The 26703-nt window shown below is 53.1% G+C and carries 23 protein-coding genes; 22 read left to right on the forward strand and 1 reads right to left on the reverse strand.

The features are described 5' to 3' along the window. Nucleotides 1-517: 517 nt before the first annotated feature. The 11 genes from BQ7364_RS15950 to secA all read left to right on the forward strand — a co-directional run bounded on the left by BQ7364_RS15950 (nucleotide 518) and on the right by secA (nucleotide 12965). Nucleotides 518-727 carry a cold-shock protein gene (locus tag BQ7364_RS15950; RefSeq protein ID WP_006057580.1) on the forward strand — a complete coding sequence of 70 codons (210 nt, stop codon included), beginning with the start codon at nucleotides 518-520 and terminating at the stop codon, nucleotides 725-727. 99 nt (nucleotides 728-826) lie between these two features. Further along, nucleotides 827-1369 carry a GNAT family N-acetyltransferase gene (locus tag BQ7364_RS15955; RefSeq protein WP_072685665.1) on the forward strand — a complete coding sequence of 181 codons (543 nt, stop codon included), beginning with the start codon at nucleotides 827-829 and terminating at the stop codon, nucleotides 1367-1369. A 14-nt stretch (nucleotides 1370-1383) separates the two neighbouring features. Beyond that, the gene (locus BQ7364_RS15960; RefSeq protein WP_072685666.1) at nucleotides 1384-1887 is read left to right on the forward strand and encodes a nucleotidyltransferase domain-containing protein; all 504 of its coding nucleotides are present in this window, start codon (nucleotides 1384-1386) and stop codon (nucleotides 1885-1887) included. Nucleotides 1888-2070: 183 nt separating this feature from the next. After that, entirely contained in the window at nucleotides 2071-2226 is a 156-nt protein-coding gene (locus tag BQ7364_RS18080) for a hypothetical protein (RefSeq protein WP_159432830.1), read from the forward strand. After that, nucleotides 2223-4196, forward strand: a complete 1974-nt coding sequence (glgB, locus tag BQ7364_RS15965) for a 1,4-alpha-glucan branching protein GlgB (protein ID WP_072685667.1) — start codon at nucleotides 2223-2225, stop codon at nucleotides 4194-4196. Before BQ7364_RS18080 ends, glgB begins: the two co-directional genes overlap by 4 nt. Nucleotides 4197-4317: 121 nt before the next feature. Continuing rightward, nucleotides 4318-4521 carry a hypothetical protein gene (locus BQ7364_RS15970; protein WP_072685668.1) on the forward strand — a complete coding sequence of 68 codons (204 nt, stop codon included), beginning with the start codon at nucleotides 4318-4320 and terminating at the stop codon, nucleotides 4519-4521. Then, nucleotides 4511-6919, forward strand: coding sequence for a glycogen/starch/alpha-glucan phosphorylase (locus tag BQ7364_RS15975; protein WP_072685669.1), 2409 nt, complete (start codon nucleotides 4511-4513; stop codon nucleotides 6917-6919). The genes BQ7364_RS15970 and BQ7364_RS15975 overlap by 11 nt, the downstream gene beginning before the upstream one ends. A gap of 159 nt (nucleotides 6920-7078) precedes the next feature. After that, nucleotides 7079-9208: a type I pullulanase gene (pulA, locus tag BQ7364_RS15980; protein ID WP_072685670.1), complete on the forward strand. Its 2130-nt coding sequence runs from the start codon at nucleotides 7079-7081 to the stop codon at nucleotides 9206-9208. Nucleotides 9209-9354: 146 nt separating this feature from the next. Then, a complete protein-coding gene (locus BQ7364_RS15985) occupies nucleotides 9355-10098 on the forward strand; it encodes a PHP domain-containing protein (protein WP_072685671.1) in 744 nt (247 codons plus the stop codon). 138 nt (nucleotides 10099-10236) lie between these two features. Continuing rightward, nucleotides 10237-10590, forward strand: coding sequence for a hypothetical protein (locus tag BQ7364_RS15990; RefSeq protein ID WP_072685672.1), 354 nt, complete (start codon nucleotides 10237-10239; stop codon nucleotides 10588-10590). 26 nt (nucleotides 10591-10616) lie between these two features. Next, a complete protein-coding gene (gene secA, locus BQ7364_RS15995; protein ID WP_139248664.1) occupies nucleotides 10617-12965 on the forward strand; it encodes a preprotein translocase subunit SecA in 2349 nt (782 codons plus the stop codon). Nucleotides 12966-13091: 126 nt separating this feature from the next. Here secA and BQ7364_RS16000 read toward each other — a convergent pair whose 3' ends face one another. Then, nucleotides 13092-13538 (reverse strand): hypothetical protein, encoded by a 447-nt coding sequence (locus tag BQ7364_RS16000; protein WP_072685673.1) that lies wholly within the window; start codon nucleotides 13536-13538, stop codon nucleotides 13092-13094. A gap of 106 nt (nucleotides 13539-13644) precedes the next feature. Here BQ7364_RS16000 and BQ7364_RS16005 point away from each other — a divergent pair, with 106 nt between their 5' ends. The 11 genes from BQ7364_RS16005 to pgk all read left to right on the forward strand — a co-directional run bounded on the left by BQ7364_RS16005 (nucleotide 13645) and on the right by pgk (nucleotide 26699). Next, complete coding sequence (locus tag BQ7364_RS16005) at nucleotides 13645-14562, forward strand: transglutaminase domain-containing protein (RefSeq protein ID WP_072685674.1); 918 nt, start codon at nucleotides 13645-13647, stop codon at nucleotides 14560-14562. A 91-nt stretch (nucleotides 14563-14653) separates the two neighbouring features. Next, nucleotides 14654-15763, forward strand: coding sequence for an N-acetylglucosamine-6-phosphate deacetylase (nagA, locus tag BQ7364_RS16010; RefSeq protein ID WP_072685675.1), 1110 nt, complete (start codon nucleotides 14654-14656; stop codon nucleotides 15761-15763). 170 nt (nucleotides 15764-15933) lie between these two features. Beyond that, nucleotides 15934-17157: an MFS transporter gene (locus BQ7364_RS16015; protein WP_229100654.1), complete on the forward strand. Its 1224-nt coding sequence runs from the start codon at nucleotides 15934-15936 to the stop codon at nucleotides 17155-17157. Between the two features lie 13 nt (nucleotides 17158-17170). After that, entirely contained in the window at nucleotides 17171-18400 is a 1230-nt protein-coding gene (locus BQ7364_RS16020; protein ID WP_072685677.1) for an MFS transporter, read from the forward strand. Between the two features lie 75 nt (nucleotides 18401-18475). Continuing rightward, a complete protein-coding gene (locus BQ7364_RS16025) occupies nucleotides 18476-19141 on the forward strand; it encodes a uracil-DNA glycosylase (protein WP_072685678.1) in 666 nt (221 codons plus the stop codon). A gap of 1 nt (nucleotide 19142) precedes the next feature. Beyond that, the gene (locus BQ7364_RS16030; protein WP_072685679.1) at nucleotides 19143-20372 is read left to right on the forward strand and encodes a bifunctional folylpolyglutamate synthase/dihydrofolate synthase; all 1230 of its coding nucleotides are present in this window, start codon (nucleotides 19143-19145) and stop codon (nucleotides 20370-20372) included. Next, entirely contained in the window at nucleotides 20348-21160 is an 813-nt protein-coding gene (locus BQ7364_RS16035; RefSeq protein ID WP_072685680.1) for a hypothetical protein, read from the forward strand. The genes BQ7364_RS16030 and BQ7364_RS16035 overlap by 25 nt, the downstream gene beginning before the upstream one ends. A gap of 409 nt (nucleotides 21161-21569) precedes the next feature. Continuing rightward, on the forward strand, nucleotides 21570-22703 hold the full coding sequence (locus BQ7364_RS16040; protein WP_072685681.1) for a glucose-1-phosphate adenylyltransferase: 1134 nt from the start codon (nucleotides 21570-21572) through the stop codon (nucleotides 22701-22703). 13 nt (nucleotides 22704-22716) lie between these two features. Beyond that, complete coding sequence (gene glgD, locus BQ7364_RS16045) at nucleotides 22717-23832, forward strand: glucose-1-phosphate adenylyltransferase subunit GlgD (protein ID WP_072685682.1); 1116 nt, start codon at nucleotides 22717-22719, stop codon at nucleotides 23830-23832. 12 nt (nucleotides 23833-23844) lie between these two features. Next, complete coding sequence (glgA, locus tag BQ7364_RS16050) at nucleotides 23845-25281, forward strand: glycogen synthase GlgA (RefSeq protein ID WP_072685683.1); 1437 nt, start codon at nucleotides 23845-23847, stop codon at nucleotides 25279-25281. A 221-nt stretch (nucleotides 25282-25502) separates the two neighbouring features. Beyond that, nucleotides 25503-26699, forward strand: a complete 1197-nt coding sequence (gene pgk / locus BQ7364_RS16055) for a phosphoglycerate kinase (RefSeq protein ID WP_072685684.1) — start codon at nucleotides 25503-25505, stop codon at nucleotides 26697-26699. Nucleotides 26700-26703: the final 4 nt, after the last annotated feature.

Genomic DNA, 26703 nt, shown 5'->3' on the forward strand with positions numbered 1-26703 from the left:
GGAGGAATAGAAAAGAAAAATCCAATCCTGCTTAATCGAAACGGCCCAGCTGATCCGCGGAATATTTGATGGAATGAAGTTGCAATTCCTTTTGAGCAAAGCTCAAATGACAGGCAGGACAGATATTTCAATGTCCTCAGAGCACAATGTCCATGCGGGAAAAGGAGAAGTCTGGAAGCGATGCTCAGCCGTCCTCATACCGCAATAAAACAAAAACAGAATACCTTGAAAACCCTCGAGACCATCCTGAATTCAGAATGACCTCAGAGCCAGCCGGCAGTTTTAAACTGATCCGGTTTTCTTTTTGTCCCCTTTCCGATGGATAGTAACAACTTTAGTGTAAACGAGTTCTGGAAGTAGTTGACAACTTTTTTGTTTGAGCATATAATATTAACAGATTTAGACCGTTGGATGATATGATAACGCGCTGTGAGATCATGCTTCAAGAGGTGATTTCGAGCGCGTTTTAGCTTATTGACCCATTAAGTTCTAAATTCAATAAGGAGGGTATTTCATAATGAATACTGGAAAAGTAAAATGGTTTAACGCTGAGAAGGGCTACGGATTTATCTCTGACGACAACGGACAGGGTGATATCTTCGTTCATTTCTCTGGCATCAACGGCAGCGGCTACAAGTCCCTGGAAGAAGGACAGAAGGTTTCTTACGACGTTGAAAACGACGAAAGAAGCGGCAAGACACGCGCAGTCAACGTTACCGTTCTTTAATCAAAACCATCTGCTTTGAGGCCTGCGGGCCTCTTTTATTTTATCCGGATTCATGGAAAGAAGACGGAAATCCGAAGTAAGTATATTGAAGGAGGGTCTATGATCAAATCCTTAAGTGAAGCTGAAATGACCGAGGTGTATCGCCAAAGGATGAAGCGGGATTTCCCGCCGAACGAATTAAAGCCGTTAACTCGGATTTTAGCGCAGAAGCGGAAACATATCGCGCTGTGCCTCGGTTATTTCAAACAAGATCAGCTGATCGGTTATGCCGTGCTGCAACAGGACGAGCGGCAGCGCTGTCTGCTGCTGGACTATTTCGCGATATTTGACCACAACCGCGGACAGGGCGTGGGAACCTGCTTTCTCAACGAGTTGAAAACGATGTTTGCCGATCGGGAAATGATCGTTATTGAAGCGGAAGCCGCAGTCACGGAACAAGCGCGGAAACGGATTGCGTTTTACCAGCGCGCCGGGGCGCGAATAAGTGGAATTCAGCTGCATCTCTACCATGTTGATTACGCTGTGCTGACGCTGGATCTGGCGGCCGTGCTGGATGATACACAGGTGCGCCGACGGATTACAGATCTCTATCGGCGGATTTATCCGGCATTTTTCCGCAAACTCTACCTGCGCATGGAATAAAGGAGAAATGGACAATGGAGAAAAAAATGGAAGAAAAACTTCAGGTTCTGATTCAGCTGGCGACGTTATTGAACGAGAATCAGATCCTGTGGGCCGTCGGCGGATCGCTGCTGCTGTACTTCAATGGTTTGGTTTGCGACTTTCACGATCTTGATCTGATGATCGACGAACATGCGTGCGAACAGGTTGCGCGGTTGTTCAGCCCGCTTGGAATCCGGCATCCTCAGCTGCCGTCGCCGCAGTTTCATACGCAGTGCTTCATGGAATTTACGATCAGCGGCGTGGAGATTGATGTGATCGGTAATCTGGGAATCGAACATGAAGGCCAGATCGTTTCATTTCCGCTGCAAAGCGAGGAAATTGAGGGACAAATCATCCTGGGCGGCCAGCGGATACCGCTGCACTCTTTGCGGCAATGGGAACGTTGTTATGCGCTCATGGGCCGGACGGAAAAAGCGGCGATGCTGCGCCGGGCGCGGGAAGCGGAAGAATTGGGGAAGGCCATAAAAAAATCCTGACAGACAAAAAAAGAAACTGCGAAGTGGGCGATCAGCCTGTTTTCAATGAGAAGGTAATCATTTACCGGAATTTTCCATAAGCGGTAAACACCGCGAAGTCAAAGAAAAGCGGGGCTTTGAAATAAGAAAGGGCTTTCAAAAGACGACAAGAAAAGATTGAACTGTCCGGCTCAATGTTGTAATATGATAGTAGGTAAAACACAGGCGAAAGCCGCTCTCTTTTTAATTGAGATCTGGAGGAACGAAGATCATGATGCTGAAAAAACGCTGGAAGGAATAGACATGTTCAGCGGTTTTCGGCATAAAAGAAAAGAGAGAGAAACAGGAGGAAATCCATGAATCAGACAACACTCATTGAAAGCTTTCATCAAGGGCACTGCATTGACGCTTACGAGCTTTTCGGTGCTCATTTCACGTATGAACGAGTTAACGGCGTGCGGTTTACGGTCTATGCGCCGCATGCGCGCAGCATCCAGGTCGTCGGTGATTTTAACGACTGGAACGGCGAGAACGCAAACATGGAGCGGCTGCCGGAAGATCAGGGGATCTGGAGCCTGTTCATCCCGGATTTAAAAGAAGGGCAGTTGTATAAATACCGGATCGAGGATTCAGCCGGCAACGTTTTCGACAAGTCCGATCCGTATGCTTTCTACAGCGAGATGCGTCCGAACAGCGCTTCGGTCATCGTCAATCTGAAAGGCTTCCAATGGAAAGATCAGATCTGGTTGGGCGAACGTTCCAAGAATTTCTCGGAACCATTAAACATCTATGAGGTCCACGCCGGCAGCTGGAAAAAGAACGGTCCGTACTGGTTAAGCTACCGCGAACTGACGAAGGAGCTGATTCCCTACGTCAAGGAGCATGGTTTTACGCACATCGAGCTGATGCCGCTGAATGAACATCCGTTTGACGGCAGCTGGGGCTATCAGGCCAGCGGTTATTTCAGCTGTACTTCCCGCTATGGGCAATGTAAGGATTTAATGGAATTCATCAACGAATGCCACCGCCAGCACATCGGCGTCATCCTCGACATGGTTCCGGTGCATTTTGTCAAGGACAGTCATGGACTGCGTTACTTCGACGGCGAAGCGCTGTATGAATATCCGAATGTCAACGATGCGCACAGCGAATGGGGAACGATGAATTTCGACCTGTGGAAAGAGGAAGTCCGCAGTTTCTTGATGTCGTCCGCGTCGTTCTGGTGCGATCTGTATCACATCGACGGCATCCGCATCGACGCCGTCAGCAACATCATTTACTGGGGCGGAAACAAGAACCGCGGCACCAACGAAGGCGCGCTTGCGTTTATCCGCCGGCAGAACTATTATTTGTCGAAGAAATATCCGGAGGTCATGTTGATCGCGGAGGATTCCTCGGATTATCCGAAGGTTACCAAATCGACGCTCGAGCTGGGGCTGGGTTTTGATTATAAGTGGGATCTGGGCTGGATGAACGATACCCTCAAATATTACGGCCGCGATCCGATCTACCGTAAATACCATCACAACGAGCTGACCTTCTCAATGGCCTACTTCTATTCCGAACGGTTTATCCTGCCGTTAAGCCACGACGAGGTCGTCCATGGCAAGCATACGATCGTCGACAAGATGTGGGGCAGCTACGATCAGAAATTCGCGCAGGCCAAAAACCTCTATCTCTATCAGTTCACTCATCCGGGCAAGAAGCTGAACTTCATGGGCAATGAGATCGGCATGTTCCGCGAATGGGACGAAGCCCGCGAGATGGATTGGTTTCTGCTGGGGTATTCCCGCCATGCGGCGTTTGCGCGGTATTTCCAGGATATCAGCCGGATCTATTCCCATCACCGGGCGCTGAGCCGCTATGATTATGATTACCAGTATTTCCGCTGGATCGACGCGGATAACGGCGATCAGAGCGTATACAGCTATTATCGGGAAGATGAACAGAATATCATGGTCGTCGTCCTCAACATGACGCCGGCTTCCTATGAGCATTTCCGAATCGGCGTACCGCAGGCCGGCACTTACAGCGAGCTGATCAATACCGAAAAGGATATCTACGAAGGCTGCAATATGTGCAACTTCAAGCCGGTGGCGACGGAAACCGTACCGGCGCATCACTTTGAACAATCGCTGGATATCCGCGTCGCGCCGTTTGCGGGCATCCTGTTAATCTGTAAGAAAAGCGCGAAGAAAAAAGCCGCGAAGAAAGCGGAGAGGAGCGAAGCGGCAAAGCCGGAAACGGAGATGGAAAAATCGACGCCGGCGGACGCTGGTAAAACGGCGCCGAAAAAGAAGAAAACAACCGTCCGAAAGAAAGCCGAATAGGGAACGACGCATCGCCCCTGCAGCACACACGTATTGGGGAATTCGCTGCAGGGGCGATTTTGTTGAAAAATGGTCATTTATTTTTGCTTCCCTTTGCCGGAAAGAGGGAATCGTCAGCGGCATGAAGACAGGGTTAAAGCCGGGGAGCAGCCATATAAATTTGAGAAAAGATTTGAATAAACCAGAATCAGGATTAAGGAAAAAAACGAATAGTAACGCTGATTCAGGTAAAAATGAGGAAGTAACCGCTTTTATTAACAGGAAGCGATTGCGTTTTAGGGAAAAACTGGTAAAATACACGCGGGAGGAATTTTATGTTCAATAACAAACAGGAATTCGTAGAAGAATTCACCAAACGGATCGAGGAAAATTACGGACGATCTGTCGAACAGTCCCATCCGACAGAACGATTTATGGTGCTGGGCGGGATGGTTCGTGATTTTGCGGGCATCCATTGGAAAGAAACCAAAGAGAAGATCGCTGCGGATCAGGCTAAGCAGATGTATTACTTCTCGATGGAGTTCTTGATCGGCCGGCTTTTAACCAATAATTTAATGAACTTAGGCATTTATGAACTTGTCCGCGACGGCTTGCAGGATCTGGACATCGACATCAACGAGCTGGAAGACCTGGAATCCGACGCGGGTCTTGGCAACGGCGGTCTGGGCCGCCTGGCTGCCTGCTTTCTGGACTCGCTGGCGTCGCTGCAGCTGCCGGGCAACGGCAACTGCATCCGCTATCAATACGGATTATTCCGCCAGAAGATTGAAAACGGCTATCAGGTGGAGGTTCCGGATCAGTGGCTGAAACTGGGCAACGTCTGGGAAGTCCGCAAACCGAAGAGCGCGGTCGACGTGAAGTTCTGGGGTCATGTCGAAATGCGCAAGGATGAAAACGGCGAACTGATTTTCGATCATGTCGACGCGGAACACATCCGCGCCGTGCCGTATGATATGCCGGTGGTCGGTCATGGCACCAAGGAAACCAACACGCTGCGCTTATGGTCAGCGGAGGCCTCCGACATCATCCCGACCAATAAGGATTTCCGGTTATACTTACAGGAGCTGCAGGAAATCTGTCTGAACGTCTATCCGGACGATTCGACCGACGATGGCAAGATCCTGCGTCTGAAGCAGCAGTATTTCTTTGTTTCGGCCGGTGTGAAGTCGATCATCCGCTCGCATCTGCGCGTCTATCCGACGCTTGACAACCTCGGCGAAAAGATCGCAATCCAGCTCAACGATACGCATCCGGTACTGGCGATTCCGGAACTGATGCGCGTTTTGATGGACGAGTATCACTATGATTGGGATCATGCGTGGGCGATCACAAACTCCGTCATGGCCTACACCAACCATACGATCTTGTCGGAAGCCCTGGAGAAATGGCCGATCGCTTTCGTTCAGCGGCTGCTTCCAAGAATTTATATGATCATCGAGGAAATCAACCGCCGCTTCTTGAAGGAAGTCGCGGAGAAATTCCCGTATGAACGCGATATCGCCTATCGCGTCGCGATTTTAAAAGACGATCAGGTTCACATGGCGTCCCTGGCGGTCGTCGGCTCGCACAGCGTCAACGGCGTCGCTCAGCTGCACACCGACATTTTGATCAACGACCTGTTCCACGACTTTGTCCGGCTGTATCCGGATAAGTTCAATAACAAGACCAACGGCATCACGCACCGCCGCTGGCTGTTGTACTCCAACCCGCAGCTGCGGAAAATGCTCGACGAGCTGATCGGCGAGGGCTATGAGTATGATCTCAACGAAATTGAAAAGCTGATGGAGTATGTCGACGATCCGGCGATTCAGAATCAGTTTCTGGACATCAAGCGCCAGCGCAAGGAAATCCTGGCGAAGCTGGTCAAAGACCGCTGCGGCGTCGAGATCGACCCGAATTCCATCTTTGACGTTCAGGCCAAGCGTCTGCATGCTTACAAACGGCAGCTGCTCAATGCCCTGCACATCATCTACCTCTATCAGCGGATGAAGGAAGACCCGTCGTTTACGATCACGCCGACGACGTTCATCTTCGCGGCCAAGGCGGCTCCGGCCTATTATTTCGCCAAGAAGGTCATCAAGCTGATCAACAGTCTGGGCGATGTGATCAACAACGATCCGGCGGTCAATTCGATGTTAAAAGTCGTATTCATTCCGAATTACAGCGTATCCATCGCCGAAGTGCTGATGAACGCGGCGGATGTGTCCGAACAGATTTCTACGGCTGGCAAGGAAGCCAGCGGCACCGGCAACATGAAGTTCATGATGAACGGCGCGATCACGCTGGGCACGCTGGACGGGGCCAACGTCGAGATCGACGAACGCGTCGGCCGCGATAACGACGTGATCTTCGGCTTAACTGTCGATCAGGTGACGGAACTGAAGAAGAACTACAACGCCTGGGATTATTACAACGGCGACGAACGGCTGAAGAAAGCGATTGATTCGCTGGTCGACGGCACCTGGGCCGCGGATCATGACGAGTTTAAGCTGATCTTCGACGAGCTGATGTATAAGAACGACGAATATCTGCTTCTTGCGGATTTTGACAGCTATGTCAGAGCGCATGAAGAGATTCAGCGGCGCTATGGCGACCGTGGTCAGTGGGCGAAGTCCTGCCTGATCAACATTGCGAAGTCAGGCTATTTCAGTTCTGACCGCACGATCCAGCAGTACGCCGATGAAATCTGGCACATCAAGCCGGTCCGGATCGACGATAAATAAAGAGAGTTTCCCGTGTTTTTCTAAAAACGCGGGATTTTCTTTTGGCTTTCGCAAAAAAGTCGGAGGGAAATGCTTGTTGTGCAGCGGTCTTGTCCATTATAATAGAAGAACAGGCGATTTGAAAAAGTAAAAAAGACGACATCAGAAAAGAGGGAACGTATGAAAGAGAATACAAGCATGGAAGCTTTTCTGGACGATTATGGGAAAATTGTAGTCTATTTGTCACAACGGTTTTATAACGGGAAAAGCGACCGGTTTTATCTGGAGCGGCCGCAGGGGGAAGCGACGGCGTGTCAGATCCGGGAGCTGGAATCGCATGAGAGCTATACGCGGTACACGCTGACCGGCCCGGCCGAAGTCCAGATTGGCGAATCGTTGGAAATTGTGGAGGAACACGGACACCGCGCGGTGCTGCAATACCGCCGGATCGTCCAGACCGCCCGGTTTGATCAGGATTTTGCGTATGAGGGTGAACTGGGGGCGTTCTGTGAGGAAACTCAGACACGGTTCGCGTTGTGGGCGCCGACGGCTTGCGAGGTGCAGCTGGATCTGCGTTTGGCCGGTAAGCAGGTGCTGGCCGCGATGACGCGGGGGGAAAAAGGTGTCTGGCGTTTGACGGTAGAGGGGGATTGGGATGGGGGAACCTATCTGTATCAGGTCAAGGTGAACGGCGAGCTTCATCTCAGTCCGGATCCCTACGCCCTCTCTTCGACTGCCAACGGCCTTCGCAGCGGTTTGGTCAACTGGAAACGGATGGCGCAGATGCCCAATTCCGCACTGCCGCCCTTTACCAGCTATACCGACGCCGTGATTTATGAATTGAGTGTGCGCGATTTTACTCATCAGGCCCAATGCGGCACCCGCACCCACAGTCAGTACCGCTCGCTGTGCGAGGTGGGGACGACGCTGCAGGGCAAGCCGACGGGACTGGATTATCTGGCTTCCTTAGGCGTGACGCACGTGCAGCTGATGCCGGTCGCTGATTTTGCGACGGTCGACGAGGAACATCCGGATCTGTTTTACAACTGGGGCTACGATCCGCTGCAGTACGGCTGTCCGGAAGGCAGCTATGCCAGCGATCCCAACGATCCGCGCTGCCGGGTGCGCGAACTGAAGCAGCTGGTCGCGACGCTGCATGCGCGCGGACTGCGCGTGAATCTGGACGTCGTGTTCAATCATCACTACGATATCCAGTTCTCCGCATTCGGCCAGTGCGTGCCCTATTACTATTTCCGCACTACGCCGTCGGGCTTTCTGTCCAACGGTTCCTTCTGCGGCAACGATACGGATTCTCTGATGCGGATGATGCGCAAGTATATCGTCGATATCGTGTGCCGCTGGATCGAGGTTTACGACGTCGACGGCTTCCGTTTTGACTTGATGGGCATTCATGACGTCGACACGATGAACGCTGTCGTGGCGGCCGGCCGCAAGCTGAAGCCGGAGTTAATGGTCTATGGCGAGGGCTGGGATCTGCCGACGGCGCTCAACGACGATCTCAAGGCGTGCCAGCGCAACAACGCGAAAATGCCGCAGGTCGCGCATTTCAACGATTATTTCCGCGACGTCGTCAAGGGCAAGACTTCCGATTTCGACGTGCAGGCCAAGGGCTATGCGACGGGCAATTTATATCAGGCTCACGATATGCCGTCCGCCCTGTGCGCCAATACGCTGAACAAGGAAATGTATAAGATTTACCAACAGCCCTCCCAGAGCATCAACTATGTCGAATGTCATGACAACGCGACGAGCTGGGATAAGATGAAGGATTGCTGCAAGGATGAGGTGCGGGAGATCCGCGTCAAGCGTCAGAAGCTGATGATCGCCGTGACGCTGGTCGCCCAGGGCGTGCCGTTTTTGCAGAGCGGTCAGGAATTCTGCCGGACGAAATACGGCTATCACAATACCTACAATGCGCCGGACAACGTGAACCAGATCGATTGGGAACGCAAGAACCGGCACGAGGAGGTCGTGGAATATACCCGCGACTGTCTGCGGCTGCGCAAGCTGATCCGTGCGTTCCGCTTTGCCAGCGCCGAAGAAATTGAAAGCCATGTTCATTTTGAAGTGACGGAAGGCCAGATGCTGCTGTATCAGCTCAATGATGTGGAAGCCTATGGCGGCTATCAGACGATCAAGGTGTTCTTCAACCCTTCGCCGGCCGTCCAGTATGTCGAGCTGGAGGAAGACTATCAACAGATCTTCAATGAAGCCGGCCTGCTGACGACGCCGGTCATGGTCCGCAATCTGGCGGTCAATCCGATCACGATGGTGGTCGTCGTCAAATAATCTCAAGGCGCGGGCAGCCGCGCTTTTTCGTTTTTGACAATCAGCCGGTCAAAACTGCTTTCCAGACGGATCAGAAACAAGGAGAGCGAAGATGCTGAGATTTTCATAAAGAGAGGCGAAGCGGCGGCTTCGTAAGGAGGATAACGATGATTTCAAATGTTCATTCCCATTCCCGCTGGTGCCGGCATGGCCGGGGAACGCTGGAAGAGTATGTGAAGGAGGGGCTGCGCTGCGGCCTGGAAGAAATGGCGGTGTGCGAGCATGTGGCCAGCGAAGAGCCGATGGGTCCGCGGATGACCTGGGGCGAAATGCCGGCATTTCTGGCGGAAGCCGATGATGTTATTGGCCGCTATGGCGATCAGATCTCTCTTTTCAAAGCGTTGGAATGCGAATATTTCCCGGAAGAAATGAATCGGTTTGCCCAGCTGCGCGATCATCAGAATGTGAAGCTGTGGATTCTGGGGCAGCATGAAAGCGCCGATCATCGCTATGATTATTTTGCGATGCAGGACCGGGATCGGGAAACGATGCAATATACCGAAGATGTGATCGCCGCACTGAACACCGGATTTTTTCAGCTGCTTGCCCATCCCGATGTGATTATGGTGAATTACGAGCAGCCGACGCCGCTTCTGCTGGAGTGCATGGATCGGATCTTTGCGGAATGTGAAAAACGGAACGTGGCGGTAGAAATCAACGCGAATGGCCTGCGTCGCTCGGTTGGCTATCCCAACGCCAAGATCTGGCAGCTCAGCAAGCGCTACAAACTGACGACGATCATCAGTTCGGACGCTCATGATCCGCGCGATCTGGTCGACGGCGCGGTGCGTCAGGCGGAACAGCTGGCAGTGGACTGGGGAATCACAGTGACACCCAAACTGACGTTTTAAACAGGAAGCGAATCCAGTGAAACAACGCTGTTTCGTGGGATGAGACTGACTTTGCGGCGTGATTGCCAAAGCTGCTGAAACAGTGTATGATTAAACGGATATCAATTTGAAGCGGAAAGCGAAAGGAGGCGGAAGCCGATGATCCCTGCTTTTTTACGATGGCTGTCGCTGAGCTTCTGCCTGCTTTTATCCTGGGGGATGTTCGCTGTCCCGCAGACCCGGCTGCCGCAGCCGGCCCTGACGATTCAGACGGAGGCGGCCGGTGAGAAGGAAGCGCAGCTGCAAAGCGCGGAAACGCTGAATAAGAAGAAAACCACGGGGCCTTCGACGCCGTTAGCGACCGGCGGTGTTCAGCCGGTCTTGGCTTTGATGCCGGACAGCTTGTGGAACGCCGTGCCGGTGATCGAGCGGGCAGCGCAGGTGGCAAGACCGAAGATTCTGGCCGTGCCGGTCGGTCGGCTGGCCCCGCCCTTTCCTGTTTGGATCATTTAAAAAAGGAAACAAACAGGAGGAAAATCATGAATCTTTTACAATCACTAAGTCCCGACGGCCGCCAGTTAGCCAAAGCTGAGAAGCTGGCGAAGAAAATTGAAGCGCTGAGCGGGGAATACAAAGCCTTAAGCGACGCTGAGCTTCAGGCGAAAACCAGCCAGTTCCGCCAGCGCTTAAGCCAGGGCGAAAGCCTGGACGAGCTGCTTCCGGAAGCCTTCGCCACTGCGCGCGAAGCGGCTGAACGGGTGATCGGCGAGCGGCCCTATCCCGTCCAGCTGATGGGCGGCGTCCTGCTTCATCAGGGCGATATCGCGGAGATGAAAACCGGCGAAGGGAAGACGCTGACCTCAATTCTGCCCGTTTACCTCAACGCGCTGGAGGGCAAAGGCGTGCACGTCGTGACCGTCAACCCCTATCTGGCTCACCGCGACGCCCAGTGGATGGGACAAATTTATCAGTTTCTGGGGCTGAGCGTCGGCTGCAACGACCGCACTCTGACTTCAGCGCAGAAGCGCGCGGCGTTTGCCTGCGACATCACCTATACGACCAACTCCGAGCTGGGCTTCGATTATCTGCGCGACAACATGGTCATGAATCTGGAAAGCCGCGTTCTGCGCGGACTCCATTTTGCGCTGGTCGATGAAGTCGACTCCGTGCTGGTTGACGAAGCCCGCACGCCGCTGATTATTTCCGGCGCCGGGGAAATGCTGGACAAGCAATATCTGATGGCCGATCAGTTCGTCAAGGCGCTGCGCAAGGATGAGGTTGAAGTCGATCATCAGGAACGTCAGGTTTATCTGACGGAAAAAGGGATCGTGCACGCCGAGCGGTTCTTCAAGGTCGCCCATCTCTACGATCACAGCCACGCCGATCTGGTGCATTATATCCAGCAGGCGCTGAAAGCCAATTATGTCATGATGCGCGATGTCGAATATGTCGTCGAGGACGGCGAAGTGATCATCGTCGATCAGTTCACCGGCCGTAAAATGGAAGGCCGTGAGTTCTCGGATGGGCTGCATCAGGCGATCCAGGCCAAGGAAGGCGTCGGGATCAAGCAGGAAACCAAGACGCTGGCGACGATTACCTACCAGAATTTTTTCCGCCTGTATGACAAGCTGGCCGGGATGACCGGTACGGCCAAGACGGAGGAACAGGAATTCTTAAGCATCTACAATATGCGCACAATCGTTGTGCCGACAAACAAGCCGATCGCCCGGATTGATTATCCGGACGCGGTCTATAAGACCAAAGGCGAAAAATACGACGCGATCGTGGAAGAAGTCGTCCAGCTGCATGCCCAGGGCCAGCCGGTGTTAGTCGGTACCCCCTCGGTGGAAATCAGTGAAATCCTTTCCCGGCGGCTGACGCAGAAAAAGATCCCGCATCCCGTGCTGAACGCGAAGAACCATGCGCAGGAAGCCGAGATCATCGCCCGGGCCGGGCAGAAGGGCGCGGTCACGATCGCGACGAACATGGCCGGCCGCGGCACCGACATCAAGCTGGGCGAAGGCGTCGTCGAGCTGGGCGGACTGGCCGTCTTAGGTACGGAACGGCATGAATCCAAGCGGATCGACAACCAGCTGCGCGGCCGTGCGGGCCGTCAGGGCGATCCGGGCTTTTCCCGTTTCTATGTGTCGATGCAGGATGATTTCATCATTCAGTACGCTTCCGATTTGCAGAAGGAAAGCATTGCGAAGTTCTGCGAGGATAAACTGCCGGCGGAAAAGCTGCGCAAAACAATCGATCTGATACAGAAGCGCGCCGAGGATCTGCATTACGATTCCCGGAAGCGTGTGCTGGAATATGACGATGTTCTGATGGAACAACGCCGGATTATCTTCGGCCAGCGCGATCAGATTCTCATGCAGGACGACTTAAGCGAACTGGTCGGTTCCCTGATGGATCAGGCGGCCGCCAGTCTGGCCGCGTCCCTGGTGAACGCCAAACGCGCCAATCCTGCGCAATGGGAAACCGTGCTGCAGGAAGCAAGCAAGACCTGGCTGCTCAGCGAAATCGATAAGGAGCTCGATCAGGCGAAGGACGAGAAGACCCTTCAGGCCATCCTGAAGCAGGAATTCCATCGTCAGCATCAGCTGAAAAAGGATGAAGCGCCCGAACAGATCGCCCAGCTTGAAAAGATGATCCTGCTTTCCGTGATCGACCATCAGTGGAACGACCACGTTGATTCGATGAACCGTCTGCGCGAGGGCATCTATCTGCGTTCCTACGCGCAGATCAAACCCGAGGACGCCTACCGTCAGGAAGGCTTTGAGCGCTTTACAAACATGATGGCCAACATTACCGATCAGGTGGTGCTGACGCTGCTGCACATTCAGAAGCGCGAGCCGCAGCCGCCGGTCAATCCGGAAGCTTAACTCTCGAAATCATTTCAAAAAATAAAAAAGAGAACGGCCGGTTTCCCATCTGGAAATTCCGATCCGTTCTCTTTTACGTTGTCTTGACTTAAGCTGACGATCACTTTGCGGCTTTAACCCAGGCGGTCATCCCAGCATCGCCGCGTGAACCTGGCCTTCGTGGGAATAAATCCGCAGGCAGCTGCCGCCCTCGTCGCTTTTCATAAAGCAGTCGGCGATCACATCGGTTTCCGCATCGGTCCGGGTTTCGATCACCGTTTCCATGAGTGCCTGCAGCGACGATTTGTCCGTGATCACCCGGTATTCCGCCATTAAGATAAACGTCGGCTTGGATGCCTGCGATCCATCGAAGTCATAATGCACAGTGTTTAGGCAATCGTCGAAGCTGCGCAGCGCTAATTGCCGATACGGCGGATTCATCATGTGGCGCAGGAAATCATACGCCTTTTCCTTATCCGGCGCGACGACGCACAGCCGCATCAAACCCGTCACCGCTTCGGGACATTGGGCGAAATCCGCCGCGGCCGGGCGGTAATCCATCATTTCTTTTAAGGACATGGTTCTTTGAAGCATGAGTTGCGCCTCCTTTGCGTTCTTATTATACAAAAATTGAAAGGGAAACGAAAGAAAGAAATCCGCGGGACGTGGTATACTGAAAACGAGAAAGGGGACAGGCGGTATGAAAAAGAAATGGAAATGGCTTTTGGGTTTGTGTTTTATGTTGACAGCCTGTTCCGGAAAGTCGCTTGCGCTGCCTGATGTTCTGGGCGGCAAGCGGGAAACAGTGACGTTCAGCGATTCGCTTTATCGCCCTGATCAGGAATTTGAAAAGATCAGCTGCGACGTCCGTGAAGGATGTTATGCCGTGGACAGCGAGATGGAAGCAGGACTGCTGATCGGCAATCTTGTCCGCAGCGGCCAGCGGGAAGCCGCGATCGTCGCGAATGAGGATCTGGATCTGGATAAAATTTTCATCTATGCCTTAGCGCTGTCGCCTTCGACCTTTGAAGCCCAGTACACGCAGCGGCGGATGATGAATGGCACGCGCCGCACGATCTTCACAGTCACGATGGAGGATGAACAGCAGCTGCAGCGAAACCGCGTTCAGGCCCGCCGCATCGTGGAAGAAAACGTGAGTGCGGAAATGGATCAGACGGAAACGATCCGCGTGCTCCACGACTGGCTGGTGCTGCATACCCAATACGACGAGGAAGCCGTCGCCTTGAATGAAGAAGAACGCCGTCAGAGTCTTGCTTTCCGCGCCTCCGGCGTCTTTGAGCGGGGGAAGGCGACCTGTTCAGGTTATATGGAAGCGATGGATCTGCTTCTGGAGGCTGCCGGGATCGGCTCCATCCGTGTTTTCAGCAACACGATGGATCACGCCTGGAATCTGGTCAGTCTGGATGGGGAAATGCGTTACCTCGACGCGACGTTTGACGATCCGGTGCCGGATCAGCCCGGCCGGGTGATGTACGACTTTTTTCTGATCGAGCCGGATACGCTGAAACAACGGGGGAAATACGAATTCGACCCGGCCACGCCGACGACGATTTCCCAGACGGAATACGAAGCCTTTTTCAATTATTGTCTGCGGTGAAAAGCACGGTTGCGCCGTGTCTTTTTTTGGTTTAGTGGACAAGCCTGAAAGAGGTGATATACTGAAGCTAAAGAAAAAGTGGAGGTACAAAATGATCATTCAAAGCACTCACGTCTGGATTCATGATTGTCTTCAGCCCGCTCAGCTGGAAATCGCCGACGGACTCATTCAAGCGGTTTTGCCCTATGGGGAAAAACAGCCGGATCACGATTATCAGGATCTGTGGATTCTTCCGGGATTCATTGATATTCACACGCACGGCTGGAACCGCTGCGAGGCGGGCAAACCGACGCTGGAAGCGATGCGCCGCTGGCAGAAGCACATGCCGGAAGAAGGCGTAACCGCGTTTCTCGCAACCACCGCGACGCAGAGCCAGCGCCAGAACGAACAAGCCCTGCCGGTTCTTAGAGAAGCGATCGAAGCCCCGGGGGAAGGGGCGGAAATCCTGGGCATCAATATGGAAGGCAATTTCATTTCGCATCAGTTTCATGGTGCGCAGGATCTTTGCACGATCGTTAAACCCGATCCGGAGGTTCTGCTTCACTATCAGGATTTAGCCGGCGGACATATCATGACGGTGACCTGCGCTGTTGAGTTTGACGAGGATTATGCGTTTGTTAAAACGGCCGCAGCGCATCATATCCGCGTTTCCTGCGGCCACAGCGGCGCCAGCTTTGATCAGGTCAAGGACGCCGTCGCCGCCGGAGCTACCGGCATTACACACTGCGGCAACGGCATGCGCCCCTTCCATCACCGCAATCCCGGAATTTTCGGCGCAGCCTTGAATCTGGACGAACTCTACGCTGAGGTGATCGGCGACGGAATTCATGTGCATTTTGAAACGGCACATCTGATCGGAACGATGAAAGGCGCGGATAAACTGATCCTGGTCACGGATTCCGCTGAATGCAAGGATGATCCGGCGGCGGAGCAGTACAGCCGGGAAGGCGCGTTCCGGCTGCCGGACGGGACTTTATTCGGCTCTGCTTTATATGTGAATCAGGGCGTGGATAACCTGCATCGCAAAGCCCGGCTGCCGTTGGTAACGGCGATTCATGCGGCGACGATCAACCCTGCGCGCTATTTGGGGGTCGCTGAGCGCAAAGGCTCACTGGAGACGGGAAAGGATGCGGATCTGGTCGTCTGCGATGAAAACATTCAGCTAAAAGCAGTGTACTGCAAGGGGGTTCGTCAGGCTTGATAAGCAGTTTTCCCACTGCCTAAGATAATTCAAAGAGAACCGGAAAAGACGGCCTTGCCTAAAAGGATTCATTTCCGGTTTTTTTATTCATTTTCCGGATTGACAACGTGAATGGTTGTGCTATGATACTCAAGACCAAAAAGGAAATCATTTTCCAGGGGGATTGTTTTATGAAAGCGCTGAGCTCCAACGAACGTCTGTTAATCCTGATCAACTGTTTTTTCAACCTCGCCAACGCGATGTCGGCGGTCTTCATGAATGTTTATCTGTATGCTTATACCGGATCGCTGGTGGTGATGTCGATCTACACGATCGTGCGCATCGGCCTGTATCCGTTCTTCTTTACCATTGGCGGCAAGTGGGCGCAGAAGCACCGCTTCTCGCAGACGCTGACGGCCGGATTGATCCTCATCATGTTCAGCCTGTTGTTTGTGCTGGGCGCCAGCGATGCGTTTGAACGCATTCCGCAGCTGGTGTACGTCGTGGCGGCGTTAGTCGGCATGGGCGAAGGACTGTACTGGCTGAGCATCAACAGCCTGAACCAGATTGTTTCAACGGCGAAAACCCGCTCGCTGTTTATCTCCGACATTGGCATTTTCAACAACCTGTCGGCGATCATCGCGCCGTTGATCTCGACTTTTATTATTGAACTGGCCGGTACAGATACGGCGGGGTATGTCGAAATCTTCAAGATTGTCTTAGTGATCTACGGTCTGATCGCGCTGCTTTCCACACGCGTCAGCGCCCGCAGCGCCAGCCACAGCTTCTCCGTGCTCCGGCGCATGCGGCTGGACGATCCGCAGTGGCGTTACTGCATGATCTCAACGTTTCTTTATGGGATGCGTGATTCGCTGATCTTAACGCTGGCCGGTTTGTTAGTGTATAACGCGACCAACGGCAGCGGCAGCGCTTATGGCAAGCTGCTGGCGGTCTTCGCAGTGCTGACAATTCTGGCCTACGCCTGGGTATCGCGGACGATGCGCCGCAGCAACCGGATGCGCTATTATCAGATCGGTTCGCTGTTAATCGCATCCAGCACGATTGTGCTGGTGCTCTGGCCGTCGCTGGCGGGAGCCATCTATTACGGGGTCGTCAACGCGATCGCCACGCCGATGTATGCCAATCCGTATACGATCATCATGATGAATGCGATCCAGGACTACGCTGCGCAGGAAAATATCGTCGGCCGCGTGATCGCCAAGGAAGCCTATCTGTCGATCGGCCGCTGCCTGGGGATGGTGCTGATCGTGCTGTGTTCCCTCCTGTTGCCGGAAACGCTGTATCTGCCGACAGCGGTTGTGATGTGTTCGCTGTTCCCGGTCATTCTGACGCTCTATGCGACGGTTTATCATCGTGAACGCGACCGGCAGAAGCAGCTGGGTCTTGTAAAGTAGGGGTTGGTAAAGCATGCGTAAGCAGAAATTCACGCGTGATGAAACGACGACGATCCTCATCGCCTGTCTGTTCAATCTGGCCAACGCGATGTCGGCGGTGTTCATGAACGTCTATTTGTACGCCTATACCGGCTCGCTGGTTGTCATGTCGATCTACACGATCGTGCGGATCGGCTTGTTTCCCTTTTTCTTCACCCTCGGCGGCAAGTGGGCGCAGAAACACAGCTTTGCCGGACCGTTGACCACGGGGCTGGTCTTCATCATGCTCAGCCTGTTGTTCGTGCTGGGGGCGCAGGATCAGTTTGCCGTGCATCCGCAGCTGGTCTACGGCGTGGCGGCGCTGACAGGAATCGGGGAAGGCTTGTTCTGGCTAAGCCTGAACAGTTTGAATCAGATCGTGTCTTCGCCCCAGTCCCGCTCCCGCTTTCTTTCCAGCGTCGGCATCTGCAACAACATCGCCGCGATTGCCGCGCCGCTGATCTCGACGATGATCATCGACATGGCGGCTTCGGATACCGCAGGCTATGTGGAAATCTTCAAGATCGTCTTAGTGATATACGCCGGGATCGCGTTGATCTCGCTGCGCGTCAAGGCCCGCAGCGCGCCGCAGCCGTTCTCCGTGCTGAAACGGATGAAGCTGGACGATCCGCAATGGCGCTACTGCATGATCACGACGTTCTTCTACGGCATGCACAACTCACTGTCGCTGACATTGGCCGGATTGCTGGTGTATAACGCAACCCAGGGCAGCGGCAGTACGTATGGCAAACTGCTGGCGTTCTTCGCCCTGATCTCGATTATCGCGTTCGCATTGGTTTCGCGCGCCATGCACCGCCGCAACCGCATGAGGTTCTACCGGATCGGCGCCGTACTGATCGCTTCCAGCGCCGTCGTGCTGGTGCTCTGGCCGACACTGGGCGGGGCCGTCTATTACGGCGTGGTCAACGCGCTGTCGACGCCGATGTACGCCAATCCGTATCAGATCATCGTGATGAACGCGATCGCCGATTACGCCGCGCAGGAAAATATCGTCGGCCGGGTGATCGTGCGGGAAACCTACCAGTCGATCGGCCGCTGTCTGGGCATGGCGGCGATTGTGCTGTGCTCCTGGATTTTCCCGGAAACACTCTATTTGCCCGTCGCCGTGATCTTCTGTTCCCTCTTTCCGATCGCGATGGCTGTTTACGCGACGATCTATCATCACCGGCGCGATCAGCTCAAAGCGCAGGGATTGGTGAAATAGGACGAACAGTGCTATAATGAAACCGGAAAAAATCCGGTTTTTATTTTTGTCAAGAAGACCCTAAGGAGGAGCACAATGTTTCAGAATGAATGGACCCCGTTTTTGAAAGAGGAATTTCAAAAGCTTTATTTCCAGCAGTTATCCGCTTTTCTGCGCCAGCAGTATGCGACGACGAAGGTGTATCCGCCTCGTCTGCAGGTGTTCTCGGCGTTTGAATTTACCAACTATTCCGACGTGAAGGTCGTCATCCTGGGGCAGGATCCTTATCATCAGCCCAATCAGGCGCATGGAATGTGTTTCTCAGTGCGTAAGGGCGTCAAGGTACCGCCAAGTCTCGTTAATATTTATAAGGAACTGCATGACGATCTGGGCTGTACGATTCCCCATCACGGCTATCTGATGAAATGGGCTCAGCAGGGCGTGTTTCTGATGAACACCGTGCTGACGGTCGAAGATTCCAAACCACTGTCCCACCGCGGCAGGGGGTGGGAAGAATTCACCGACGAGGTCATGCGCAAGCTGAACGACCATCCTGATCCGCTGGTCTTTATCCTGTGGGGCCGCAACGCGCAGGACAAGGGCCGCTGGATCACCAATCCGAAGCATTTGATCCTGAAATCGCCGCATCCTTCGCCGTTATCGGCCAACTACGGCTTTTTCGGCACGCATCCGTTCTCCAAGGCCAATCAATTTCTGATCGATCAGGGCCGCGCGCCGATCGACTGGCAGATTGAGGATTAAGATGACGACAATTCAGGAGGCCGTCGATTGGATTACAGCCCGGCATAATTTTCACCATGGCTTCGATCACTTCCAGCGGTTTATGGCCAGCCAGGGCGATCCGCAGGACCAGTTGCGTACGATACATGTCGCCGGCACCAACGGCAAGGGCAGCACCGTCAGCTATCTCGCCAGCGTCCTGCGCGAAGCCGGCTATACCGTCGGCACGTTCACCTCGCCGCATCTGGTCGCCCATCAGGACCGGATCCGGATTCAGGAGCGCTGGATCGACGACGCCACGTTTGTCCGCTATGTCGATACCTACCGGGATTTACTGGAACAATGGGATCTGGCGATGTTTGAGATCGATTTCTTTTTCGCCTGTCTGTGGTTTATCGAACAAAAGGTTGATTTCGCGGTGATCGAGGTGGGGCTGGGCGGTCTTCTGGATTCGACGAATACGCTGCGTCATCCTCTGTGCAGCGTGATTGTGTCAATCGGCCTGGATCACATGGAACGCCTAGGCAGCACGGAGGAAGCGATCGCCTTGCAGAAAGCAGGGATCATCAAACATAATGGGCTGGTCGTCAGCGGCGTGACGCAGCCGGAATGCCAGGCGGTGATCAAAACAGTCTGCGCAAAAAAGCAGGCGCGGCTGATTTCGGTTCCCGCCGTTACGGTTCAGCCGGGATCCGAGATTCACTTTACGATGGAAGATCAGACCTATACGCTGCATACCCGTGCTCAATATCAAGCCCGCAATGCGGCGGTGGCCCTGACGTGTCTGCGGACCTTGAAGCAGCAGGGAGAGCTGACCCTCAGTGAGGAAGCGCTGCGCGAAGGACTGCGGAAAGCAGAGTGGCCCGGCCGGTTTGAAGTTCTTCAGGAGCATCCGCTGACGATCATCGACGGGGCGCACAATGCACCGGGAATCGAAGCGCTGTGTGCGTCCGCACAAGCTCTGCCCCATCCGCGCGTCATCGTGTTTACCGCGCTGAAGGATAAGGAAACTGAGGTCATGGCCAAACAGCTGAAACAGATCAGCGACACTCTGATCATCACGCAATTCGACTATTTCCGCGCCCAGACGGGTGCGCAGCTGATGATCGAAGGCAGTGAATTGATCGAAGACTGGAAAACCGCGGTCCGCACAGCCCACGACAAGGCCGGGGCTGAGGGCACGGTAGTGATCACCGGTTCGTTGTATTTTATTTCCGAGGTTCGCGCGTGGCTGATGAACGCCGGTTTGTGAGAACCGCGCGGCGCTGGCAGCTTCTGTACTGGCTGGAAGTGATTTTATTCGCAGGCGTTCTGGTGGCGGATTTTGTAATCGAGAACAGGCTGGGCATCCGCAGTCACCGCGGCACCCTCGCCGGTGGTTTCTTGTTTGCGTTTGCGTGGTGGTTTGCGATCAAACCGACCCGGCAGCGGTTTGTGAATGTATGCCATCAGGCTGGCTTTCAGGCAGAGCTGACCCGGCAGTTTGCGAATGTGAGCGCGGCGGAGCCTTCCGCACTGGATATCGGCTGGGACAGACAGCTGGGGCTGAATCCTGCCCGCTATCGCTGCGAGTGGGATTGGGCGGTTCAGGGTGAAGCGCAGGGCATCCCCTTTCAAATCGGACGCTTTACGCTGCGGCGGGAAAGCGAGAAACAGCCGGTGATCAAAAACGGATTGTGGATTCAGCTGAAGCGCTGCGGAAACAGCGGGGATGGCTGGCGGCATCTGCGCGGCGGCTGCTGGTATCCCTGCGGGCAGTCTCTGCCTTCCTTTGCGGAAGTGTTAGAGCCAAAGGAAGGTCAGGTTCTGAGGGAGTCCGGCAAGCAGACGCTGCAGGACTGCGGGTTTGGCTTGGATGAGCTGTTAGTTCGCAAACAAAACGACCGTTTGATCCTTGCCGTGCGTGAAAAACACCCGGTCCATGCCGCGGCGATGACAGGAAAGTGGGATTTATCAAAAGACGCTGACGGGACACGCTGCGCAGCGCTGATCAAAGCCTCCGCAGAAATGATCTTAAATCAGGAAATGATGCAGAAATAACGGGATTTTGACCGTTATTTTATTTTTTATCAGTCTTAAATTGGAAGCGGTTACGGCACAGGTAATCATTTTAGTCAAAAATTGAATTGATTGGGAGTAAATTGATTTTCCGTGATGGAATGTGAAAAAATTAGAAATGCGGAAAAGTCGAATTGAAACCGGTTACTTTTTTAATAAATTTGAGCTGATGTCGTTTTTTAGCAAAATTTTCCGCGAAAATGGTTTAAAAAAACGGTGAAATTGCTTCTAAACCGGATTTTCCCTGCCGTTTCGCAAATAATTTTGATTATCAACTGAAAATGTACGTTTTTCAATTTTGAAGAACATGGAAATTATGATTTTTAATCTTTGAAAAACAGACAGGAACACGCTATAATAAAATCATAAAGAAACTATGGGGGCTAAAGGTATGAAACAAAATAATATGGTTGCCATGATTTTAGCGGGAGGACGCGGAAGCCGTCTTCTTGATCTTACAAAAAAAGTCGCTAAACCGGCAGTCTACTTCGGCGGAAAGTATCGTATTATCGACTTTCCTTTAAGCAACTGTGCCAACTCGGGAATTTCCGTTGTCGGCGTTTTAACGCAGTATGAATCCGTATTGCTGAACTCTTACGTCGCACGGGATCACCATTGGGGACTGGACGCGCGCGACAGCGGCGTCTTCGTTCTGCCGCCGCGGGAAAAGGATAAGACCGGCTTGGGCTTATATCGCGGCACGGCAGATGCGATCACGCAGAACATCGACTTTCTGGATCAGATGGAAGCGGAATACGTGCTGATTCTGTCCGGCGACCACATCTACAAGATGGACTATGCCAAGATGCTGGCGCACCACAAAGCCAACAACGCCGACGCGACGATCGCCGTGCTGGCCGTTCCGTTAAAGGAAGCGAGCCGTTTCGGCATCATGAATACGGATGAAACCGACCGGATTATTGAATTTGAGGAAAAACCGGCGAAGCCGAAGAGCAATCTGGCTTCGATGGGCATCTATATTTTCAACTACAAGACGCTGCGCAAGTATCTGACCGCCGATGAAAAGGATCCGAATTCCAGCCATGACTTCGGCAAGGATATCATCCCGGCCTTCTTGCGCGACAACAAGATTCTGACCGCTTACCGCTTCAAGGGCTATTGGAAAGACGTCGGAACGATCGACAGCTTGTGGGAAGCCAACATGGACCTGCTGAATCCGGACAACGAACTGGATCTGGGCGATTCCCAATGGAAAATTTATACCGAGGACGTACCGACGCCGCCGCAGTTTATCGGCGAGGAAGCGGTTGTTGAAAACTGCTATATCAATCAGGGCTGCATCGTCAACGGCAGCGTGAAAAACTCCGTCCTGTTCACCAACGTCGAAATCGGCAGCGGCGCGCAGGTTATCGACTCTGTCATCATGCCGAACGCCGTGATCGGCGAGGGCGCGAAGGTAACCCGCTGCATCGTCGCGGACAATGTGGAAATCAGTCCGGGTGCTGTCGTGGGACACAAGGACAGCGAGCATATCGAACTGATCGCAAAAAAGAGAGTGAAATAAGGGGGACGGAAGTATGTGTGACGCATTAGGAATTATTAACTTTGAAGACGCCTGTGTCGATATCACAGGTCTGATGGATTACCGCCCGGCCTCTGCGATCTCCTTTCTGGGTCGTTACCGTTTGATCGACTTCATGCTTTCCAACATGACCAATTCTGGAATTTCCCAAATCGAAGTGTTCATCAAGGACAAACCGCGTTCCCTGATCGAGCATCTGGGCAACGGTCGGCAATACAACATCAACTCCAAGCGCGGGCGTCTGAGCATCCTGTATGGTGAAAACCGGATTATGTCGGATGTTTATAACCACGACATCGCCAACTTTATGGACAATATTCAGTATATTGAAGAAGTGAATAAACCGTATGTCATCATCGCGCCGAGCTATATGATTTATCAGATCGATTTCAACGAAGTTCTCAAATATCATGCGGAGAAGAATTCCGACGTTACCGTCATCTACAAATCGACGGATAACGCGAAGGAAGAATTCATCGGCTGCGATACGTTGTCGATGGACAAGGACAAGCGGATCGTGACGTTTGAGAAGAACCGCGGCAAATACAAGACCCGCAACGTATCGCTGGAAGCGTATGTTATGACCAAGAAGCTGTTTTTGGAATTGGTCCGCAAAGCAGCCAATACCAGCTCGCTGTATTGGTTCAAGGATATCCTGGCTGACAGCTGCGAGGATCTGCGGATCAACGGCTATGCGTTTAAGGGCACCGTTTACTGCATCAACAGCCTGCGCAGCTACTTCAAGGCGAATATCGAACTGCGCACGCACGCTAAAGCGCGTGAGTTGTTTAAAGAAGACTGGCCGATTCACACCCGCACTAACGATTCTGCGCCGTCGCAATACATGCCGGAGGCGAAGATCCGCGGCTGTTCGATTGCCAACGGCTGCCATATCGAAGGAAATGTTGAAAACTGCGTCATCGGGCGAAACGTCATTATCAAGAGCGGCGCGGTCGTTAAAAACAGCGTCATCCTGCCGGGAGCCTATATTGGCGAGGGCGCGAAGCTGGATCATGTCATCGTCGATAAGGCGGCGATCGTCAACCATATTAAAAAGTTAGTGGGGACCGATGATTCCCCGATCTATGTTAAACGCAGAGATCGGATTTAAAGGAGGGGTCTTATGAAATCAGTATTGTTTGTCGCGGCGGAAGGTTTGCCGTATATCAAGACCGGCGGACTGGCGGACGTGATTGGCTCGCTGCCGAAGATCTTAAACGAAAAGGGCATGGATGCCCGCGTCGTACTGCCGCTGTATAAACGAATTGCTGAAAAATACCGCGGCGAGTTCACGAAGCTGAAAACGATTCCGATTCATATCGGCGTCATCGACACGGTTGCGACGATTTACCAGTCGCAGTGGGAAAGCGTTACCTATTATTTCATCGAGCATGCCGGCTATTTTGAAAGAGACGGATTATATGGGTATCCGGACGATGGCGAACGTTTCGCCTTCTATCAGAAAGCAGTGCTGGAAATGCTGTGGGCGATTGATTTCTTCCCGGATATCATGCACTGCCACGACTGGCATACCGGCATGATCGCGGCGATGTGCCACATTCAGTATCCGGATGATCAGCGTTATCAGCAGATCAAGCATATGTATACGATTCATAACCTGGCGTTCCAGGGCAATTTCCCAGCCGATGTGCTGACGGACTGTCTGGGAATCGACCGGCGGTATTTCGACGACGGCTCGATGCGTTTCCACAACGGCATCAGCTTCATGAAGACCGGCATTATTTTCTCGGATAAGATCACGACGGTGTCGCCATCCTATTCTCAGGAAATTCTGACGGCGCAGTATGGCGAACAGATGGACGAAGTGCTGCGTTTCAGACAGAGCGATCTGTACGGCATCGTCAACGGCATCGACACCAAGATGTGGGATCCGATGACCGACCCGGCGCTGCCGGCGCATTACAATGCGGAAACCGTATTGGAAGGCAAGCGGGCGAACAAAGCCGCTGTTCAGAAAGAGCTGGGGCTGCGGGTGGCGGACGATGTGATGATGATCGGTATCGTTTCGCGACTGACCTGGCAGAAGGGCGTCTATCTGATCATTGAAAAAATGGCGGATATCATGGGCCTGGACGTTCAGTTTGTCGTTTTGGGCACCGGTGAAACGCACATCGAAAACCAGTTTAAGATGATGGAAGACAAGTATCGCCGCCGTGCCGTGTATTACTGCGGTTACAACGACGAACTGGCGCATCGGATTTATGCCGGCTGCGACCTGTTCTTAATGCCGTCGTTATTTGAACCATGCGGAATCGGACAACTGATCGCGATGCACTACGGTTCGTTGCCGTTAGTTCGGGAAACCGGCGGTCTGCGCGATACGGTTCATCCGTACAACCAGTACACCAAGGAAGGCAACGGGTTCAGCTTTACGGCATTTAACAGCCATGACATGCTTTACACGCTGCGCTGCGCGGCTGATGCTTACTACCTCAACCGGGCGGATTGGGATCAGCTGGTCCAGCAGGCAATGGGCACCGACGTGAGCTGGAATCTGTCGGCGGATCAATATACCAAGCTTTACAACGAGATGGAATAAGGAGCGGAAACGCTCCTTTCCTTTTGAGCTGTCCGCGTCGTCAGGGAGGTGGGGGAAACGCTGGAGAAAACGGCTTGGCGAAGGCAAAAAACAACAATCCTGCAGGGTTGTCAAAAGAAAGCGCTATCACCTTGATAAGATGATCACAAGCGGCTTTTTCCTAGTTTACTTCACTTCTTTCGGGTGTTATAATTTGAAATGTAAAAGGAGGAATTCTTAACATGGCAAAACAAACTGTTCGTGACCTTGATGTTAAAGGAAAACGCGTCCTGGTTCGCGTCGACTTTAACGTACCTATCAAAGATGGAAAAATTACCAATGATAACCGGATCGTTTCCGCTCTGCCGACGATTAACTATCTGACGGAGCATGGCGCAAAGGTTATCCTGATGTCGCATCTGGGCAAGATCGATCATAAAGATCCTGAAAAGTGCGAAGCAGGCAAGAAAAAGAACAACATGGCTCCGGTTGCCGCACGGCTGCAGGAGCTGGTTTCCGGCAAAGTGACCTTCGTTCCGGTAACCCGCGGCGAAGAACTGGAAAATGCGATCGCGGCGATGAACGAAGGCGATATCGTCCTGATGCAGAACACCCGTTATGAAAAGGGCGAATCCAAGAATGATCCGGATCTGGCTGCGTATTGGGCAGGCTTAGGCGATCTGTTCGTTTCCGATGCGTTCGGCTCGGTTCACAGAGCGCATGCTTCCACCGTCGGCATTGCGACGCATCTGCCAAGCGCCTGCGGCTTCCTGGTTCAGAAAGAAATCGAGAACCTGAGCGCGGCGATCGACAATCCGAAGCGTCCGTTAGTCGCTATCTTAGGCGGTGCGAAAGTTTCCGATAAGATCGCTGTTATTGAAAACCTGCTGAACATCGCGGACAAGGTCATTGTCGGCGGCGGCATGGCGTACACCTTCTTAAAAGCTCAGGGGAAAGAAATCGGTACATCCCTGTTAGAAGAAGACCGGATCGAAATGGCGAAGGAATTTCTGGCTAAGGGCGGCGACAAGCTGATCCTGCCGGTCGACTCTGTCGTTGCCAACGCGTTTGAAAACGCAACGGAAGTCAAGACGGTCAGCAATGACGAAATTCCAGCGGGCTTTATGGGCCTGGATATCGGACCGAAGTCTGTCGAGCTGTTCAAGAAAGAACTGCAGGGCGCCAAGACGGTTGTCTGGAACGGACCGATGGGCGTCTTCGAGAACCCGGCTTATGCCAACGGCACGATCGAAGTCTGCAAGGCAATCTCCGAGCTGCCTGACGCGATGACGGTGATCGGCGGCGGCGATTCCGCGGCAGCGGCGATCCAGCTGGGCTTCAAAGATAAGTTCACGCACATTTCCACTGGCGGCGGCGCTTCCCTGGAATACATGGAAGGCAAGGAACTGCCGGGCATCGCAATCATTCAGGAGAAATAAATCA

This window comes from Holdemania sp. Marseille-P2844 (assembly GCF_900120005.1).
Classification (GTDB): domain Bacteria; phylum Bacillota_I; class Bacilli_A; order Erysipelotrichales; family Erysipelotrichaceae; genus Holdemania.